Origin of the sequence: Paraburkholderia susongensis, from assembly GCF_900177725.1 — a bacterium.
In the GTDB taxonomy this organism is placed as follows: Bacteria; Pseudomonadota; Gammaproteobacteria; order Burkholderiales; family Burkholderiaceae; genus Paraburkholderia; species Paraburkholderia susongensis.
In genome coordinates, this window is record NZ_FXAT01000001.1 from 480305 (window position 1) to 499727 (window position 19423).

The 19423-nt window shown below is 64.1% G+C and carries 11 protein-coding genes; 7 read left to right on the plus strand and 4 right to left on the minus strand.

All coding sequences use genetic code 11. The features are described from left to right. The first annotated feature begins 771 nt into the window (after positions 1–771). Positions 772–1344 carry a phasin family protein gene (locus B9Z01_RS02230; protein ID WP_085480624.1) on the plus strand — a complete coding sequence of 191 codons (573 nt, stop codon included), beginning with the start codon at positions 772–774 and terminating at the stop codon, positions 1342–1344. 426 nt (positions 1345–1770) lie between these two features. Here the strand turns inward: B9Z01_RS02230 and lpdA are convergent, their stop codons facing one another. From lpdA to aceE, 3 genes are all read right to left on the minus strand, one after another. After that, positions 1771–3555 carry a dihydrolipoyl dehydrogenase gene (gene lpdA, locus B9Z01_RS02235; RefSeq protein WP_085480625.1) on the minus strand — a complete coding sequence of 595 codons (1785 nt, stop codon included), beginning with the start codon at positions 3553–3555 and terminating at the stop codon, positions 1771–1773. A gap of 288 nt (positions 3556–3843) precedes the next feature. Beyond that, positions 3844–5475, minus strand: coding sequence for a dihydrolipoyllysine-residue acetyltransferase (aceF, locus tag B9Z01_RS02240; RefSeq protein WP_085480626.1), 1632 nt, complete (start codon positions 5473–5475; stop codon positions 3844–3846). An 84-nt stretch (positions 5476–5559) separates the two neighbouring features. Beyond that, on the minus strand, positions 5560–8256 hold the full coding sequence (aceE, locus tag B9Z01_RS02245) for a pyruvate dehydrogenase (acetyl-transferring), homodimeric type (protein ID WP_085480627.1): 2697 nt from the start codon (positions 8254–8256) through the stop codon (positions 5560–5562). Between the two features lie 275 nt (positions 8257–8531). Between aceE and fixL the strand changes: the two genes are divergently transcribed. From fixL to folD, 5 genes are all read left to right on the plus strand, one after another. Next, on the plus strand, positions 8532–11048 hold the full coding sequence (fixL, locus tag B9Z01_RS02250) for an oxygen sensor histidine kinase FixL (protein ID WP_085480628.1): 2517 nt from the start codon (positions 8532–8534) through the stop codon (positions 11046–11048). Then, positions 11045–11689 carry an oxygen response regulator transcription factor FixJ gene (gene fixJ, locus B9Z01_RS02255; protein ID WP_085480629.1) on the plus strand — a complete coding sequence of 215 codons (645 nt, stop codon included), beginning with the start codon at positions 11045–11047 and terminating at the stop codon, positions 11687–11689. The genes fixL and fixJ overlap by 4 nt, the downstream gene beginning before the upstream one ends. A gap of 621 nt (positions 11690–12310) precedes the next feature. Then, positions 12311–13603: a DUF3300 domain-containing protein gene (locus tag B9Z01_RS02260; RefSeq protein WP_085480630.1), complete on the plus strand. Its 1293-nt coding sequence runs from the start codon at positions 12311–12313 to the stop codon at positions 13601–13603. 29 nt (positions 13604–13632) lie between these two features. Next, on the plus strand, positions 13633–14625 hold the full coding sequence (locus tag B9Z01_RS02265) for a DUF2950 domain-containing protein (protein ID WP_244195905.1): 993 nt from the start codon (positions 13633–13635) through the stop codon (positions 14623–14625). 224 nt (positions 14626–14849) lie between these two features. After that, complete coding sequence (folD, locus tag B9Z01_RS02270; protein WP_085480631.1) at positions 14850–15710, plus strand: bifunctional methylenetetrahydrofolate dehydrogenase/methenyltetrahydrofolate cyclohydrolase FolD; 861 nt, start codon at positions 14850–14852, stop codon at positions 15708–15710. Between the two features lie 155 nt (positions 15711–15865). Here the strand turns inward: folD and B9Z01_RS02275 are convergent, their stop codons facing one another. Continuing rightward, positions 15866–16981, minus strand: coding sequence for an acyltransferase family protein (locus tag B9Z01_RS02275; protein WP_085480632.1), 1116 nt, complete (start codon positions 16979–16981; stop codon positions 15866–15868). Positions 16982–17306: 325 nt separating this feature from the next. On the opposite strand from B9Z01_RS02275, the gene B9Z01_RS02280 reads away from it, so the two are divergent. Beyond that, positions 17307–19412, plus strand: coding sequence for a M3 family metallopeptidase (locus tag B9Z01_RS02280; protein ID WP_085480633.1), 2106 nt, complete (start codon positions 17307–17309; stop codon positions 19410–19412). Positions 19413–19423: the final 11 nt, after the last annotated feature.

The window sequence follows — 19423 nt, forward strand, 5'->3', positions numbered from 1 at the left end:
TGTTCGATAGGGAGCGGCGAGAGGTTTCCGCAAGTGTAGTAAAGCAACGAAAAATTAGCAATTTGAAGCACTTATAAGCGCTCCTTAAACCGGCTTGTAAGCTCCGATCGCGAAAACGCAAATAAGTGCCGTACGCCGATCGAAAAAAACGATCGTCATCAGCTACGGCCTCGCCATTGCCGCTGTTCGCAGGAATCGAGAAGATTCTTGCAGCATAACGGCAATTTCGAGACAACCTTGATCCGGGGAAATACGGTCAGAGCATCGGCAAGTACTGCGGCGCCGTGCCATGAAGGCGTTGCGAGCTGGAGACAGATAGGTGTTAAGCATCCGCCGAAGCCGCCAACGCGCGTTTGACTGCCATGGGCGGTTAACGTTCCGAAACAGTTTGCGGTTTACATCGGATTCAATTTTGCCGGTTTTCAGGGGGCGACCGACCGCTATCCTGCCCGCATAGACGCATCCAGTGGGGAAAAATAATTCTCCGAACTGGGGACACATAGGGTTTTATGTTGCACCAACGCGGTGCAACAATCAAATCGCCCTGCGTCATCTGTATGACATGCCTACTGCATAACATATTGTTTTATTGGTATTTTCCCGACATTGTGCGACGCACAAAAAAACCCTTGACATTTTTTGTAGCAATCTTAAAATTGGAACCATTGCTGCGATGCACAATACATTGCAGTCCAGGCAGACGATTACCTGCGTCTCGCCACTAACCCAATGCGGTCCGCACAGACAGACCGCGATCCAGGAGCGTAAATCATGACTCTGCTGACCCCTGAGCAATTCGCCGCAGCCCAGAAAGCCAACTTCGAAACCCTGTTCGGCCTGACGACCAAAGCATTTGAAGGCGTCGAGAAGCTAGTTGAACTGAACCTGCAAGTCGTGAAGTCGACGCTCGCGGAAAGCCAGGAAAACACCCAGCGCGCGCTGTCGGTGAAGGACGCGCAAGAACTGCTGGCACTGCAAGCGAGCCTCGCGCAGCCGGTGGCTGAAAAGGCGCTGTCGTACGGCCGCCACGTGTACGAAATCGTTTCGGCAACGCAAGGTGAATTCACACGCGTCGCGGAAGCGCAATTCGAAGAGCAGAACCGCAAGGTCCAGGCGCTCGTCGAAAACGTCGCGAAGAACGCGCCGGCTGGTTCGGAAACCGCTGTCGCCGTGATGAAGTCGGCTATCACCGCCGCTAACACGACGTACGAAACGGTCCACAAGGCAACCCGCCAGGCTGTCGAAATCGCCGAAAGCAACTTCAATGCAGCTGCAACGGCCGCTTCGAAGGCTGCTTCGCAAGCCGCAGCGCAAGCATCGCGCGCAGCCAAGAAGACGGTCTAAGCTTCACGTCCGTCCACGCCCCGCATCGCCGGGGCGTTGCCTTCACGCCGGCCCAGCGCTCCCGCTGCGCCGGCGTTATTGCAAGCAACAGCGTCGTGCCGTTGCCGCTTACACGGTTTGATTGGCCGAACGCTCCGATACGTTGAATAGCGTATCGTTTGCCCGGCAACTCGCCGGGATTTTTTTACCTGCTGCCGCGGAATGTCGCGAGTGAGGTGGGCACGTACAGTCGAGCGTGCAATGTGGCGCATGCGCCCTGCTCCGCCGCGTTATTCCGCCACGAAAAAAAACGGCGCGCTCCGCAAAGAGCGCGCCGTTTTTCTTTTCTGCTTCGATTTCCTGCTTCGATTTCCTGCTTCGATTTCCTGCTTCGATTTCCCGCTTCGGCCCGGCTCGCCTGATTGCAGCGAAGCGGGCCGAACCGTCTTACTTCTTCTTCACGGGCGGCAGATCGGTACAGACGCCTTCGTACAACTCGGCAGCCATGCCGATCGATTCGCCGAGCGTCGGATGCGGATGGATCGTCTTGCCGATATCCGTTGCATCCGCACCCATCTCGATCGCGAGACAGACTTCGCTGATCAGATCGCCCGCATTCAGACCGACGATCCCGCCGCCGATCACGCGATGCGTTTCTTCATCGAACAGCAGCTTCGTGAAGCCTTCGTCGCGGCCGTTGGCGATCGCCCGGCCCGACGCGGCCCACGGGAACACCGCCTTGCCGAACTTGACGCCTTCGGTCTTCAGCTGGTCTTCCGTCTTGCCGGCCCATGCCACTTCCGGATCGGTGTAAGCCACCGACGGAATCTGCATCGCGTCGAAGTACGCCTTCTCGCCATGCGCGACTTCGGCGGCCACGTGAGCTTCGTGCACCGCCTTGTGCGCGAGCATCGGCTGACCGACGATATCGCCGATCGCGAAGATGTGCGGCACGTTGGTGCGCTGCTGCTTGTCGACTTCGATGAAGCCGCGATCCGTCACCGCGACGCCGGCCTTGTCCGCGCCGATGCGCTTGCCGTTCGGCGTACGGCCGACGGCCACCAGCACGAGGTCGTAGCGCTGCGGCTCGGCCGGCGCCTTCTCGCCTTCGAACGACACGTAGATGCCGTCGTCCTTCGCTTCGGCCGCGGTGGTCTTGGTCTTCAGCATCACGTTGGCGAAACGCTTGCTGTTGTACTTCTCCCAGACCTTGACGAGATCGCGGTCCGCGCCGGCCATCAGGCCGTCGAGCATTTCGACCACGTCGATCTGCGCGCCGAGCGTCGAGTACACGGTCGCCATTTCCAGACCGATGATGCCGCCGCCGATCACGAGCATGCGCTGCGGAATCTGGCGCAACTCGAGCGCGCCGGTCGAATCGACCACACGCGGGTCTTCCGGAATGAACGGCAGCTTCACCGCTTCCGAGCCCGCGGCGATGATCGCCTGCTTGAACTTGACGACCTTCTTGCCGCCTTCGGTCTGCACTTCCATGTGATACGGATCGACGAACGAGCCGGTGCCCGTCACGACTTCGACCTTGCGCATCTTCGCCATGCCGGCGAGACCGCCGGTCAGCTTCTTGACGACGCCAGACTTGAAGTCGCGCAGCTTGTCGAGATCGATCTGCGGCTTGCCGAACGTGATGCCGTGCGAGCCGAGCGCCTCGGCTTCGTCGATGACGAGCGCGGTATGCAAAAGCGCCTTCGACGGAATGCAGCCGACGTTCAGGCACACGCCGCCGAGCGTCGAATAACGCTCGACCAGCACGGTCTTCATGCCGAGGTCGGCGGAGCGGAACGCGGCCGAATAACCGCCCGGGCCCGAACCGAGCACGAGCATGTCGCACTCGATATCGGCGCTGCCGGAATAACTGCCGGCCTGCGGAGCCGGGGCGGCAGCCTTCGGCGCGGCAGCCTTCGGCGCGGCAGCGGTCGGCGCCGGGGCGGGAGCGGCCTTCTCGGGCTCGCTGGCCGCTGGCTTCGCAGCAGCAGCCGATGCCTCGACGAGCGCGATGACCGTGCCCTGCGAAACCTTGTCGCCCGGTTTGATGCGCACTTCCTTGACGGTGCCGGCGGTATCGCTCGGCACTTCCATCGAGGCCTTGTCGGACTCGAGCGTCAACAGCGACTGTTCCTGTTCGATGACGTCGCCCGGTTTGATATTGACTTCAATGACATCGACGTCCTTGAAGTCACCGATGTCCGGCACTTTTACTTCGACGAGACTCATGGTGTCCCCTTCTCCTGTTGATCGTGATGAGCGAAGAACCAGCAACATTCGGCCAGGCAGGCGCCGGGGGCACGGACAGAATCATCCTTTGCTGTCCGCCCACAGGGACGCGCCTTTCTATTGCCTGCTTTTCTCTGGAAGACGCCCCGAAGGAAATGTCCTTGGGGTGCAAAGAAAAGTAGCTGCCGCCCCGCACAGGGGCAGCGCCAATAGACCGCCATGAAAGCAAGCTCAACGAGAAACGCGGATCACAGACAAAAACCCGTGCCCCGCGCAACCCTCACCACATCAAAGAATCACACGCCGGAAATCGGCAAGAATCGAACCCAGGTAAGCGTTGAAGCGCGCGGCCTCCGCACCGTCGATGACGCGATGGTCATACGACAGCGACAGCGGCAGCGTGAGACGCGGCACGAACTGCTTGCCATCCCACACCGGCTTCATCGCGCTACGCGACAGGCCGAGAATCGCGACTTCAGGCGCATTGATGATCGGCGTGAAATGCGTGCCGCCAATGCCGCCGAGCGACGAAATCGAGAAGCAGCCGCCTTGCATCTGGTCCGGCTTCAGCTTGCCGTCGCGCGCGGCCTTCGACAGTTCGGTCATTTCCTTCGCGATGTCGACGAGGCCCTTCTTGTCCGCGTCGCGAATCACCGGAACGACGAGGCCGTTCGGGGTGTCGGCGGCAAAGCCCACGTGGTAGTACTGCTTGAACACGAGGTTGTCGCCGTCGAGGCTCGCGTTGAACGTCGGGAATTTCTTCAGGGCCGCGACCACGGCCTTGATGACGAATGCCAGCATCGTGAACTTCACGCCGGCCTTTTCGTTTTCCTTGTTCAACTGCACGCGCAGCGCTTCGAGCTCGGTGATGTCCGCTTCGTCGTTGTTCGTGACGTGCGGGATCATGACCCAGTTGCGATGCAGGTTCGCGCCCGAGATCTTCTTGATGCGCGAGAGCGGCTTCGGATCGATCGGGCCGAACTTCGTGAAGTCGATCTTCGGCCACGGCAGCAGGTTCAGCTCGCCGCCGCCAGCCGGTGCCGCTGCGCCTGCCGGCGCGGCACGCTGGCCGGTCATCACGCCCTTCACGAACGCGGTCACGTCGGCCTGGGTGATGCGGCCCTTCGGACCCGTGCCGCGCACCTGCGCGACGTCGACGCCGAGTTCGCGTGCGAACTTGCGCACCGACGGCGACGCATGGCTCGGATGGCGCGAGCCGCCCTCGCCAGCCGGGATCAGCGGAGCCTGCGCGAGCGCGGACGGCGCAGCCGGTGCCGGCGTCGGCGCGGCCGGCGCGTCGGACGGCTTCTCCGCCGGAGCCTTCGCCGCCGGTGCGGGCGCGGCGGCAGCGCCGCCGTCCGCTTCGATCACGACGATGACCGAGCCTTCCGACACCGTATCGCCGACCTTGACCTTCACTTCCTTGACGACACCGGCCGCCGAACTCGGCACGTCCATCGTCGCCTTGTCGGACTCCAGCGTGACGAGCGATTGCTCCTTCTCGACGCGGTCGCCGACCTTCACCGCGATTTCGATCACGGGAACGTCTTTGTAGTCGCCGATATCCGGCACCTTGATTTCCTGCACGCCGCCGCCTGCCGCAGGCGCGGCAGCGGGAGCCGCAGCAGCCGGAGCCGCTGCGGGCGCGGGCGCGGCGGCAGGCGCCGCAGCCGCGCCTTCGGCGCTTTCCAGCACGATGATCAGCGTGCCTTCCGACACCGCATCGCCGACCTTGACCTTCACTTCCTTGACGACGCCGTTCGCCGAACTCGGCACGTCCATCGTCGCCTTGTCGGATTCCAGCGTGACGAGCGACTGCTCTTTCTCGACGGTATCGCCCGCCTTCACCAGCACCTCGATTACAGGGACGTCCTTGTAATCGCCGATGTCCGGCACCTTGACTTCGATCGCTTGACTCATTGTTAGTGTCTCCTGGGCCGCGCACGCAGCCCGTCCCTCAGACTGGAACGGGCGCGCGCGCCGTGGCACACGGGGAATGATGCCTTAGACGGTCATCGGGTTGGGTTTGGCGGGATCAAGGTTGTATTTCTTGAGCGCCTCGGCGACCACCTTGCGTTCGATCGTGCCTTCCTCGGCCAGCGCATGGAGCGCGGCGACCGTGACCCAGTAGCGGTCGACTTCGAAGAAGTGGCGCAGCTTCTCGCGCGTGTCCGAACGGCCGTAGCCGTCGGTGCCCAGCACGACGAAGCGTTGCGGCACGAACGCGCGGATCTGCTCGGTCAGCGCGCGCACGTAGTCGGTCGATGCGATGACCGGGCCCGGCGCGCCCTTGAGCAGCTTCTCGACGTGCGAGAGCTTCTTCTCTTCGGTCGGATGCAGCAGGTTCCAGCGCTGCACTTCGTGGCCTTCGCGCGCGAGTTCGGTGAAGCTCGGCACGCTCCACAGGTCGGCGTTGACGCCCCAGTCGTTCTTCAGCAGGTCGGCCGCGGCGATCACTTCGTTGAAGATCGTGCCCGCGCCCATCAGCTGGACGTGCGGCGTCTTCTTGTCGGCCGCGGTCTTGCTGAACGAGTACATGCCCTTGATGATGTCCGCCGCCACGCTCTCGCCCTGCGGGATCGCCGGGTGCTCGTAGTTCTCGTTCATCACCGTGATGTAGTAGTACACGTCCTCCTGGTCGGCGACCATGCGGCGCAGACCGTCCTGCATGATGACCGCGAGTTCGTAGCCGAAGGTCGGGTCATAGCTGATGCAGTTCGGCACCGACGCGGCCCACAGCAGCGAGTGGCCGTCTTCGTGTTGCAAACCTTCGCCGTTCAGCGTCGTGCGGCCCGCGGTGCCGCCCAGCAGGAAGCCGCGCGAGCGCATGTCGCCCGCGGCCCATGCGAGGTCGCCGATGCGCTGGAAGCCGAACATCGAGTAGAAGATGTAGAACGGGATCATGATCTCGCCGTGCGTCGAGTACGACGTCGCGGCCGCGATCCAGTCCGACATGCCGCCGGCTTCGTTGATGCCTTCCTGCAGGATCTGCCCGGTCTCCGACTCGCGGTAGAACATGAGCTGGTCGGAATCTTCCGGCACGTACTTCTGGCCGTCCTGATTCCAGATGCCGATCTGACGGAACAGGCCCTCCATGCCGAAGGTACGCGACTCGTCCGGCACGATCGGCACGACGCGCTTGCCGAGCGCCTTGTCCTTCAGCAGGATGTTCAGGATCCGCACGAACGCCATCGTCGTGGAGATCTCGCGGCCTTCGCCCGTGCCCTTGAGCAGCGGCTCGAACGCCGACAGCTCCGGCACCGGCAGCGACTCGGCCTTCTGGCGGCGCGCCGGCAGATAGCCGCCGAGGTCCTGACGGCGAGCGCGCATGTACTCGAGTTCCTTCGAACCTTCTTCGAACTTGAGGTACGGCACGCTGGCGAGGTCTTCGTCGGCGATCGGCAGACGGAACTGGTCGCGGAATTTCTTCAGTTGCTCCACCTGCATCTTCTTCTGCTGGTGGGTGATGTTCATCGCCTGGCCGGCTTCGCCCATGCCGTAGCCCTTGATCGTCTTCGCGAGGATGACGGTCGGCTGGCCCTTGGCCTGGGTCGCTTCGGTGAACGCCGCGTAGATCTTGTGCGGATCGTGGCCGCCGCGATTCAGGTTCCACACGTCTTCATCGGACCAGTCGGCGACGAGCGCCTTCAGCTCCGGCGTGTTGAAGAAGTGCTCGCGCACGAATGCGCCCGACTCCGACTTGTACGTCTGATACTCGCCGTCGACGACTTCCATCATGCGGCGCATCAGCGCGCCCGACCTGTCGCGCTGGAACAGCGCGTCCCAGCGGCTGCCCCACACGACCTTGATGACGTTCCAGCCCGCGCCGCGGAATTCGCTCTCGAGTTCCTGGATGATCTTGCCGTTGCCGCGCACCGGACCGTCCAGACGCTGCAGGTTGCAGTTGATCACGAACACGAGGTTGTCGAGCCGTTCGCGGCCGGCCATGCCGATCGCGCCGAGCGATTCCGGCTCATCGGTCTCGCCGTCGCCGAGGAAGGCCCAGACCTTGCGGCCTTCGGTCTTCGCGATGCCGCGCGCCTGCAGGTACTTCATGAAGCGCGCCTGGTAGATCGCCATGATCGGGCCGAGACCCATCGAGACGGTCGGGAATTGCCAGAAGTCCGGCATCAGCCACGGGTGCGGATACGACGAGATGCCCTCGCCGCCCACTTCCTGGCGGAAGTTGTCGAGCTGCTGCTCGGAGAGGCGGCCGAGCAGGAACGCGCGCGAATACACGCCCGGCGACGAGTGGCCCTGGACGAACACGAGGTCGCCGCCATGCTCGGGCGACGGTGCATGCCAGAAGTGGTTGAAGCCAACGTCGTAGAGCGTGGCCGCCGAAGCGAACGAAGCGATGTGGCCGCCGACGTTGGTTTCCTTGCCCGCGCGCAGCACCATCGCGATGGCGTTCCAGCGCGTGTACGAGCGGATGCGGTGTTCGATGTCCTGGTCGCCGGGGATCTTCGCCTGGCGCGCAACCGGAATCGTGTTGATGTACGGGGTGTTGGCCGAGAACGGCAGATGTTCGCCGTGCACGCGCGCGAATTCGATCTGCTTCTCGATCAGGTAGTGGGCACGGTCAGGGCCTACAGCAGAAATCACGCCATCCAGTGCTTCCAGCCATTCGCCGGTTTCCTGGGGGTCGTCATCTTTTTCGGCGGCGACATATTTCATGACTTCGTCGGGTACAGCGGACATGCTCGTCTCCTGAGTATGGGGAACGCTCTCTGAACGGACCGCGCGGACTCAACACGGCCGCGGCAGGTTCCGGCCGATTGTAATAAGGGTCCCGACGTCCGCGCAACCAAATTTTCAAATTACGAGATCAATTCTCATAATACGGAAAATTGCTGCAGCGCAACCTGGTTTGACTGCCAATCCACGGATACGCCGGCTAGTTTGCGCCGATTAACGATGCCTTCCGCGCTTTTTTGCGCCATTTGTCGGGGACGCGCTGCGCTACAATGCCACGCATGTTGACCGAACGGCTTTTCGCTCGCTCGGCGCGCACCGCCGGTTCGCCAGCGGATTCGTCGCCGTCTCCCCGCTGGCACCATGGGCCATGGTGGTCCAATTCCTATTTGCTGACGCCGCTCCTGTCGATCCTGGTTTTCCTCGTCGTCATGAGCCTGATTCTGTGGAGTCTGAACCGGCGCGAGCAGCAACAGCAGGAAGACACGCTGTACCGCAACGTCGCGTGGGCGCAGCAGCAGATCCGCCTGTCGATGACAGGCGCGCAGGAACAGATCCAGGCGCTCGCGCGCGATCTCGCCGCCGGCCACGCCGACCCGCATTCGTTCCAGGTGTCTACCACGGACATCATGCAGGGGCATCCCGAAATCCTCTACATGAACTGGTACACGAGCCAGCAGCAGCCGCGCTGGCCCGATGCCGCGCCGCCCGTGCTCGGCCAGCGCCTCGCCCGCCCCAACGACGCGCAGATGGACGAAGCGGTCAAGGCCGGCTTCGCCGAGGCGCGCAACACGCGCCGCCAGGTGTACTCGCCACTCATCTACGACGACCTCGGCAACGGCTTCATCACGCTGCAAACGCCGATCTTCCGCGACCGCGATTTTCTCGGCACGATCGCCGCGGTGTTCTCGGTGGAAGGGATTCTCAAGCGCGACATCCCGCCCGAGCTGTCGGCCAAGTACAAGATCTCGATCATCGACGCGAACAACCGCGAGTTGACCACCACGTCGACCCGCCCGCGCCTGCCGCGCGACATGTTCTACGACCTGCCGCTCGACCCGCCGGGCCAGGGCATTTCGGTGCGCGTCTATGCGTTCCCGCAGATCACCAACTTCACGAACAACACGCTCGTGTGGCTCGTGGCCGGCCTTTCGTGCTTCGTGCTGTGGAGTCTATGGAGCCTGTGGAAGCACACGCGCCAGCGCTTCGAGGCGCAGCAGGCGCTCTACGCGGAAGCATTCTTCCGCCGCGCGATGGAAAACTCGGTGCTGATCGGCATGCGCGTGCTCGACATGCACGGCCGCATCACGCACGTGAACCCGGCGTTCTGCCGCATGACCGGCTGGGACGAAAGCGATCTCGTCGGCAAGAGCGCGCCGTTCGCGTACTGGCCGCGCGACGCGTACCCTGAGATGCAGCGCCAGCTCGACATGACGCTGCGCGGCAAGGCACCCTCTTCCGGCTTCGAGCTGCGCGTGCGCAGAAAGGACAGCTCGACGTTCCACGCGCGGCTTTACGTGTCGCCGCTCATCGACAGCTCGGGCCGCCAGACCGGCTGGATGTCGTCGATGACCGACATCACCGAGCCGAAGCGCGCGCGCGAGGAACTCGCCGCCGCCCACGAACGCTTCACGACCGTGCTCGAAAGCCTCGACGCCGCGGTCTCCGTGCTCGCCGCCGACGAAGCCGAGCTGCTGTTTGCGAACCGCTATTACCGGCATCTGTTCGGCATCCGCCCGGACGGCCATCTCGAACTCGCGGGCGGCGGCTTCGACAGCTCGCAGGCGTCGTCCGATTCGATCGACATGGTGGACACTTACGCCGGCCTGCCCGCCGCCGCGCTGACCGAAAGCACCGCCGACGCGCAGGAAATCTACGTGCAAAGCATCCAGAAGTGGTTCGAGGTGCGCCGCCAGTACATTCAGTGGGTCGACGGCCACCTCGCGCAGATGCAGATCGCCACCGACATCACGACCCGCAAGCAGGCGCAGGAACTGTCGCGCCAGCAGGACGAAAAACTGCAGTTCACGAGCCGCCTCATGACGATGGGCGAAATGGCCTCGTCGCTCGCGCACGAACTCAACCAGCCGCTCGCCGCGATCAATAACTATTGCTCCGGAACCGTCGCACTGGTTAAATCCGGTCGGACGACGCCCGACAATCTGCTGCCCGTGCTCGAAAAGACCGCGCAACAGGCGGTGCGCGCCGGCATGATCATCAAGCGCATCCGTGAGTTCGTGAAGCGCAGCGAGCCGAAGCGGCAAGCCACGCGCGTCGCGGACATCGTCGCGGACGCGGTGGGCCTCGCCGAGATCGAAGTGCGTAAGCGGCGTATTCGCATCGTCACCGATCTGCGCTCGCGTCTGCCGGTGATCTACGTCGACCCGGTGCTGATCGAGCAGGTGCTCGTGAACCTGCTCAAGAACGGCGCCGAAGCGATGGCCGACGCGCGCCCGAACGCGGTGGATCCGGTGATCCGCGTGGTCGTGCGGCTCGAAAGCGGCTTTGTCTGCATCAGCGTCGTCGACCAGGGACCGGGTGTCGACGAAGCGACTGCCGAGCGTCTGTTCGAACCGTTTTACAGCACCAAGTCCGATGGCATGGGCATGGGGCTGAACATTTGCCGTTCGATTATCGAATCGCACCGTGGCCGTTTGTGGGTGGTCAACAACGTCGAGTCCGACGGCCACATCACGGGCGCTACGTTCCATTGCAGTCTGCCTATTGGAGAGCCTGACGGCCCGAGCAACGGCGGGTCCGAGGCACCGACACCACAAACCGTTACGGGAGAGCTATGAACAGCCCAGTCACCACACAGGAAACTGTCTTTGTCGTCGACGACGACGAGGCCGTGCGAGATTCGCTGCGCTGGCTGCTGGAGGCGAACGGCTACCGCGTGCAATGCTTCTCGAGCGCCGAGCAGTTCATCGACGCATGGCAGCCGCATCAGCATCCGGGCCAGATTGCCTGCCTGATCCTCGACGTGCGGATGTCCGGCATGAGCGGGCTCGAATTGCAGGAGCGCCTGATCGCCGACAACGCCTCGCTGCCGATCATCTTCGTGACGGGCCACGGCGACGTGCCGATGGCGGTATCGACGATGAAAAAAGGCGCGATGGACTTCATCGAAAAGCCGTTCGACGAAGCCGAACTGCGCAAGCTCGTCGAGCGCATGCTCGACAAGGCGCGCAGCGAAAGCAGCAGCGTGCAGCAGCAGCGCGCCGCGGCCGAGCGTCTCGGCAAGCTGACCGCGCGCGAGCATCAGGTGCTCGAGCGCATCATCGCGGGCCGCCTGAACAAGCAGATCGCCGACGACCTCGGCATCAGCATCAAGACGGTCGAAGCGCACCGCGCGAACATCATGGAAAAGCTGAACGTCAACACGGTCGCCGATCTGCTGCGACTCGCACTGTCGAACAAGCCACAAACCGCGCAGTAACAGCGGCGCGGTCGAAGCCACGCCGCAAAGGCGGTGCATGCGGCCCTTCGCGTGAAGGGCCGCTAGATTGCCGGTCCGCCATGGCCGGGTTGTCGAAGAGTCCAGCCTGCTTTTCTGTCGGACATCTTCGGGCTGCCGCGCTGTTGCACGGCGGCCTTGTCTGCTCTCTCTTGTCCCTTACCTTCTCCCAGCTACCTCTTCTGCTGTCCCTTCGTCGTTCCCGTTCAACGCTAGTCGTGCATCGCGCGTGGCCTTCGCATTTGCGCAGCAAAAATTGACAAGCGCTGCCGCGCCTCCTAACTTATGTAAGGTTCCTAGAAGGAAATCGGCGATGCAAGATCGATACGGGCATGACGTACGGTGCAATTCGCGCAGGACTTCGCCTCGCGACGCCGGCGGACGTCATCGTCCGAACACCGCGTACCCCAGTGTGGATCTTCGCATCGCGCCAGTTCGCTCACCCTCTGCCTATCGCCTTTTCGCCGGACTGCAAACCGTATCTCTGTCTGTTTCACCGCTTGTGCTTTCCCTGATTCCCGCGTGACGCGTCGACGCGGCGCATGCCGCGCATCGGTGCCTCGCGTGTCACCCCGCGTGTCGCCCAAACGGGAGGAGGTCATCGTGAAACGATCCGGAGTGCATCACTCGCGAGTATTGCTGGTTTGCGCCGCGCTGACGGGAACACCCCTCGTTGCCGGTCTCGCAACCCTCGGCGCGCTCGGCACACCGAGCGCCGCGCATGCGCAAACCCCGGCGAAAGTCTCGAACCAGCAGCTCGATTCGCTGACGGCGCCGATCGCGCTCTATCCCGATGCGCTGCTCGCACAGGTGCTGATGGCCGCCACGTTCCCGCAGCAGGTGCAGGACGCGGCCGCGTGGTCGAAAGCGAATCCGAAGCTGCAGGGCGACGACGCCGTCAAGGCGGTCGCCACGCAGCCTTGGGACCCGAGCGTGCAATCGCTCGTCGCGTTCCCGCAGGTGCTCGCGACGATGTCCGCGAAACCCGACTGGGTCTCGCAACTCGGCAACGCGTTTCTCGCCCAGCCCAACGACGTGATGGACTCGGTGCAGCGTCTGCGCAAACAGGCGCAGTCGGCCGGCAATCTGAAGACGACCTCGCAGCAGAAGGTCGTCGTCGAGCAGAGCACGATCCAGATCGTGCCGGCCAATCCGCAGGTCGTGTACGTGCCGGCCTACAACCCGACGGTCGTCTACGGCACGTGGCCGTATCCCGCCTATCCGCCGGTCTACGTGCCGCCGCCCCCGGGCTACGCGGTCGCGAGCGGTCTCGCCGCGGGGCTTGCGTTCGGCGCCGGCGTCGCGGTCGCGGATTCGCTGTGGGGCGGCTTCAACTGGAATACGCACGACGTCAACATCAACGTCAACCGTTACAACAACATCAATACGAACCATCGGCTTGACGTGAACAGCAACACGACGAGCTGGAACCGCAACGCGAACGTCAACAATGCGAATCTCAACCGCAACGTGAACAACGCCAACCTCGGCGCGCAGCGCGATGCGTATCGCGGCCGCGACGACGCGCGCGCCCAGGCGCAGCAGACGCTGCAGAATCGCACCGGCCAGAAACTCGGCGGCAGCGCGAGCGAGCGGGTGCAAGGGATTCACCAGGGTGGCGTCGCGAATCCGAATCTGCAGAATCGCGCACAGAACCTCAATCGCGACAACGCGCTGCGCGGTGCCGGAGACGGCAACGCCGCGCGTCAGGACATCCAGCGCGGCGAAACGAGCCGCGCGTCGCTCGCGGGCGGCCAGCATGCGGGCGGCGGGCTCGGTGCGAATGGCGGCGGCATCCAGCGTGGTGGCGGGTTAGGCGAAGGCGGCGGCATGGGCGGCGGCAGACTCGGCGGCGGCGGTGGCGGCGAGCGCCATCTCGGCGGCCGTCGCCGTTGATCGCATCGAACGTTCAGAAGGAGTCTCTGATGATGCGCTTACTCTCACAGGGCAAATCGCGCGGCTGCGCTCACGCGGTAGCCGTCACGCGTCGCTCCGCCGATCTCGCCGCTGGTGTTGGTCTTAGTAGCCTTAGTGGCCGCAGCGCCCTGCGCGCGCTGCTTGTCGTGCCGCTGCTGCTCGTTGCCGCCACAGCGGCTCACGCGCAAGCCGTCTATCCGAGCGCGGACGCCGCCGCCAACGCGTTCGTCGACGCCCTCGCCAGCAACGACGAACCCGCGCTCCGGCATGTGCTCGGCAACGACTTTCATCGCTTCATTCCCACGAAGGACGTCGGCGAGGACGACATCTACCAGTTCCTCGGCGCGTGGTCGAAGGGTCATCAGATCGTCGAGGATCAGGCCACCGGCAGCGGGCGCACCACCGCGCATCTCGCGGTCGGGGACAGCGGCTGGACGCTGCCGATCCCGCTCGTGCGGGTCGCGCAGGGCTGGCGCTTCGATCCGCCGGCGGCGCAGGGCGAAATGCTGACGCGGCGCATCGGCCGCAATGAACGCGCGGCGATCCTGACCTCGCTCGCCTACGTCGATGCGCAGAACGACTACCACAACCTGACCCAGCACTACGCGCAGCGCTTCATCAGCACGCCGGGCACGCACGATGGGCTGTACTGGCCGACCGCGCCCGGCGAAGCGGAAAGCCCGCTCGGGCCGCTCGCCGCGACGATGCCCGCACACACGCGGCCGCAGGAGGCCTATCACGGCTACCACTACCGGATCCTGACCGCGCAGGGGCCGCATGCGCGCGGCGGTGCGCAGAACTACGTCGAGAACGGCGTGATGAGCCGCGGTTTCGCGCTGGTCGCCTCGCCAGCCGACTATGGCAAGACCGGCGTGATGAGCTTCATCGTCAATCAGGACGGACAGGTGTACGAGAAGAATCTCGGGCCGCAGAGCGCGCGCGCGGCCGCCGCGCTCAGATCGTTCGATCCGGACGATAGCTGGAAGGCGACGCAGCCGTAGCGGGGTCGTTGGGGTGAGGGAATCCACTGCCGGGGCATGCCCCCGCGCCGGTATAATGTTGGACTTCGCAGCAGCGCCTCGCCCGCAGTGGCCGCGTGCTTTTCAGGACCCAGCAGGTTCCCGCCGAAAAGCGCCATCGCGTGTCACGTGCCCGCGCACCCGCTTCGCCCCGCTTGCGAAGCCGGCTGTCTCGACGCCATTCCCGACTCAACTCTCGACCGACCATGACTGCCAAACTGATCGACGGCCTCGCCCTCTCCAAGACCCTGCGCGCCGACGTCGCCGCGCGCGCCGCCGCCCTCACCGCCCGCGGCCATCAGCCGGGACTCGCCGTGATTCTGGTCGGCGACAATCCGGCAAGCGAGGTCTACGTGCGCAACAAGATCAAGGCGTGCCACGATAACGGCCTCGGTTCGTCGTTCGACCGCTATCCGGCCGACCTGCCCGAAGCCGACCTGCTCGCGCGCATCGACGAGCTGAACCGCGATCCGCATATCCACGGCATTCTGGTGCAACTGCCGCTGCCGAAGCACATCGACAGCCACAAGGTGATCGAGGCGATCGCGCCGGAGAAAGACGTCGACGGCTTTCACGTCGCCAATGCTGGCGCGCTGATGACCGGCCAGCCGCTGTTCCGTCCGTGCACGCCGTATGGCGTGATGAAAATGTTCGAGGCTTATGGCATCGATCTGAAGGGCGCGAATGCGGTGGTGATCGGCCGCTCGAACATCGTCGGCAAGCCGATGGCGCTGCTGCTGCTCGAAGCGGGCGCCACCGTCACGATCTGCCACAGCAAGACGCGCGATCTCGCCGCGCACACGCGCAACGCCGACGTCGTGGTCGCCGCAACCGGCCTGCGCAACATCCTGACCGCCGACATGGTAAAGCCGGGCGCCACCGTGATCGACGTCGGCATGAATCGCGACGATGCCGGCAAGCTCTGCGGCGACGTCGACTTCGCGGGTGTCAAGGAAGTGGCCGGCTATATCACGCCGGTGCCGGGCGGCGTCGGTCCGATGACGATCACGATGCTGCTCGTCAACACGATCGAAGCGGCCGAACGCGAGGCGAACGCAAAGGCGTAATGGCGGTGAAGTCACAATGGCGGGGTGAAGTCGCAGCGCAGTAAGCTGCAAGCGGCGGGGTCTGGGCGCGAAGCTGGGGCCTCGCGCTCGTACCCGTACCCGCACCCGCCGCTCATCACGCGCTTATAGCCTTCCCGTCACCCTCTTCGGCTCGATCACCGCGCCGCCTGATCCCCTGCCGCCATCCCCGTCGCGAGCGCTGCGCGTTGCGGCGCGAGGCGCGTGCGGCACCACCTCAGCACCGGCCGCTCCACGTAGTGCCACGACAGCGCCGCGCACACGAGAATCAGCGGCCCGCCCACCACGAGCGACATCACGTGGCTCAACTGCGGTGCAATGCTCGCGATGCATTGCTGCACCATGAAGCCATACAGATAGATGCCGTACGAATAGTCGTGACGCGGCACGAAACGCCGCAGCAGCGGCGTCGTCCCCATCCACAGCACGCCGTACACGAACGCCAGATAAAACAGCCACTGCGCGCCGGCCGTATCGCGAAACACGAGAAACACCATCGCGAGCGCAAGCGCAATCAGCCCGTTGATATCGATCCGTTCGCGCCAGCCGTACAGCGCCATCCCGAGCATGAAAAACGGCTCAGGGAAGAACGAATAGCCGCCGGGCGTATCGGCGAAATGGCGCACGCCGATCTGCAAATGCGGGAAATGCACGCGCAGCGCGAACGCGAGAAAGCCGAGCGCCGCCGCGACGAGCGCGCCGCGCGGGCTCGACAGCAGCCCGAGCATGCCGGTCACGACGACGATCAGATAGCAGCGCACCTCGAGCGGCAGTGTCCAGAGCGGCGCGCAGACATCGACGGGAAAACGGTTGTGTTCGAACACGCCGGGCAGCGCCCAGCCCGACTTGAGCACGATGGTCGAGAAGTTGTCGAGATTGGCCCACGTCATGCCCGCGGTGAAATACTCGCGCAGCGGCAGCGTCGTGAAGAGCGGCCCGATGATGAACACCGTCACCACCGAACCGATCGCCACCGCCGGCCACAGCCGCGCAATGCGCAACGCGACGAAACGCGGCACCGAGCGTTGCCGGTCATAGCTCGCGGTCACGAGAATGCCGCTCAGCAGGAAAAACGCGTAGACGCCGAGTGCGCCGAAACCGTCGAAGCCGAGCGTGTTCTGGACCCAGTCCGTGGTGCCGTCCGGCGCCTGCAGCAGATACGAGTGACCATAGACGACGGCAACGGCGGCCAGCAGTCGCACGAGGTCGAAGTTGTTGCCGTTGCGCGATAGGGCATGCGAAAGCGGATTCATCGGGGCCTCTTACGGAAAACGCCACCGGCCGGCAGCCGTGAGACGGCAAGCAGGCGACGAGTGTCAGATTGCGGCATGGCAGCAATCCGTACCGTTCGCTGTCGCACAGAAGCGCCGTCGTCATGCCCCACCCGCTCCGCGCCGCGCAGGAAGCCCCGACATCTGATAATTTGTCTGCCGATGGATTGGAATCGGCGCGCCGCGCCCCAATAATGTCCTTATCCGGTGCCGCCCAAGCCGTGCGCCGCGCGTTCCACGCAACACCGCCACACGAACGCGCGCGCCGCCGCACCGCCCCGTTCACCCGCGTCAGACAGGAAGCCCTATGTCCATTACCGCCACGCCCCAAGACAATCCGCTTCTCGATTTTTCCGATCTGCCGCGCTTTGGCGAAATCCGCCCCGAACACGTGACGCCCGCGCTCGACGTGCTGCTCGCCAACGCAGCCGCCGCTGTCGAGCGCGCTGCGCTGCCCATCACGCCTGCTTCGTGGGCCGACGTGGTCGAACCGGTCGAGCGCGCGACCGAACCGCTGTCGCGCGCGTGGAGCGTGATCGGCCATCTGAACGCCGTCGCCGACACGCCGGAATTGCGCGCCGTCTATGGCGAAAACCTGCCGCGCGTGACCGAGTTCTGGTCGAGCGTCGGCCAGAATCTCGCGCTCTACGAGAAATACAAGGCGCTCAACGCAAGCGACGAATTCTCGGGCCTGACCGGCGAGCGCAAGAAGATCCTCAGCAACGCGCTGCGCGACTTCCGTCTGTCGGGTGCGGAATTGCCCGAAGACCAGAAGCCGCGTTTCGCCGAATTGCAGGAACGGCAGGCAGCGCTCTCGAAAGCGTTCTCGGACCACGTGCTCGACGCGACCAATGCGTACGCGTACTTCGTCGACGCGGGCAACGAGGCGCAGCTGGCCGGCCTGCCCGAGGACGTGATCGAAGCCGCGAAGGAAGCCGCCGAACGCGACGGCAAGAGCGGCTACAAATTCACGCTGCACTTCCCGTCGTATTTTCCGGTGATGCAATATGCGGAAAACCGTCCGATGCGCGAAGCGATGTATCGCGCGTACGTGACGCGTGCTTCCGAACTCGGTGCGCAGTACGGCAACGGCAAGCCCGAGTGGGACAACACCGCGGTGCTCGCCGATGAACTGAAGCTGCGCGCCGAAGAAGCCGGCATGCTCGGCTACGGCAATTTCGCCGAAGTGTCGCTCGCGCCGAAGATGGCCGAGTCGCCGGCGCAAGTCATGGCCTTCCTCGAAGACCTCGCGACGCGCGCGCGTCCGCATGCCGAGCAGGACTGGAAAGAGCTGCGCGAATTCGCCGCGAGCGAACTCGGCATGAGCGATCTGCAGCCGTGGGACATGACGTTCGCGGCCGAGCGTCTGCGCCAGAAGCGCTATTCGTTCTCGGAAAACGAAGTGAAGCAATACTTCCCCGAAGACGCGGTGTTCAAGGGTTTGTTCAAAGTCACCGAGACGCTGTTCGGCGTGCGCATCCGCCGCGACGAAGCGGCCGTGTGGCATCCGGACGTGCGCTTCTTCCGCGTCGAGAATCAGGACGGCGGCCTCGTCGCGCAGTTCTACCTCGACCTCTATGCGCGCGAAGGCAAACGCGGCGGCGCCTGGATGGACGACGCGCGCGGCCGTCACAAGCTCGCGCACGGCGCCGTGCAAACGCCGGTCGCGTATCTCACCTGCAACTTCTCGGCGCCGGTCGGCGGTAAGCCCGCGTGCTTCACGCATGACGAAGTGATTACGCTGTTCCACGAGTTCGGCCACGGTCTGCATCACATGCTCACGCGTGTCGATGAGCTCGGCGTGTCGGGCATCAACGGCGTCGAATGGGATGCGGTCGAACTGCCCTCGCAGTTCATGGAGAACTTCTGCTGGGAATGGGACGTGCTCTCCGACATGACCTCGCACGTCGATACGGCGAAGCCCTTGCCGCGCGAACTGTTCGACAAGATGCTCGCCGCGAAGAACTTCCAGAGCGGTCTCGGCACGCTGCGGCAGATCGTGTTCTCGATGTTCGACATGCAACTGCATACGGGCTTCGACGCGAACGGCACGAAGAGCGCCACCGAACTCGCGCGCGAGATCAATGAGCGCTTTCACGTCGTGCCGCAAGCACCGTTCTCGCGCTGGCCGAACACGTTCAGCCATATTTTCGCGGGCGGCTACGCGGCGGGCTACTACAGCTACAAGTGGGCCGAAGTGCTGTCGGCCGACGCATATGCGGCCTTCGAGGAAGCGGGGCAAGCCGCGGGCAGCGTGCTCGATCAGACGACCGGCATGCGTTATCGCCGCGAGATCCTCGAAGTGGGCGGCAGCCGTCCGGCGATGGAATCGTTCAAGGCATTCCGCGGACGCGAGCCGAATATCGACGCGCTGCTGCGGCATAACGGCATGGCGCCTGGCGCGACGCATTGAGCGACTGCCGC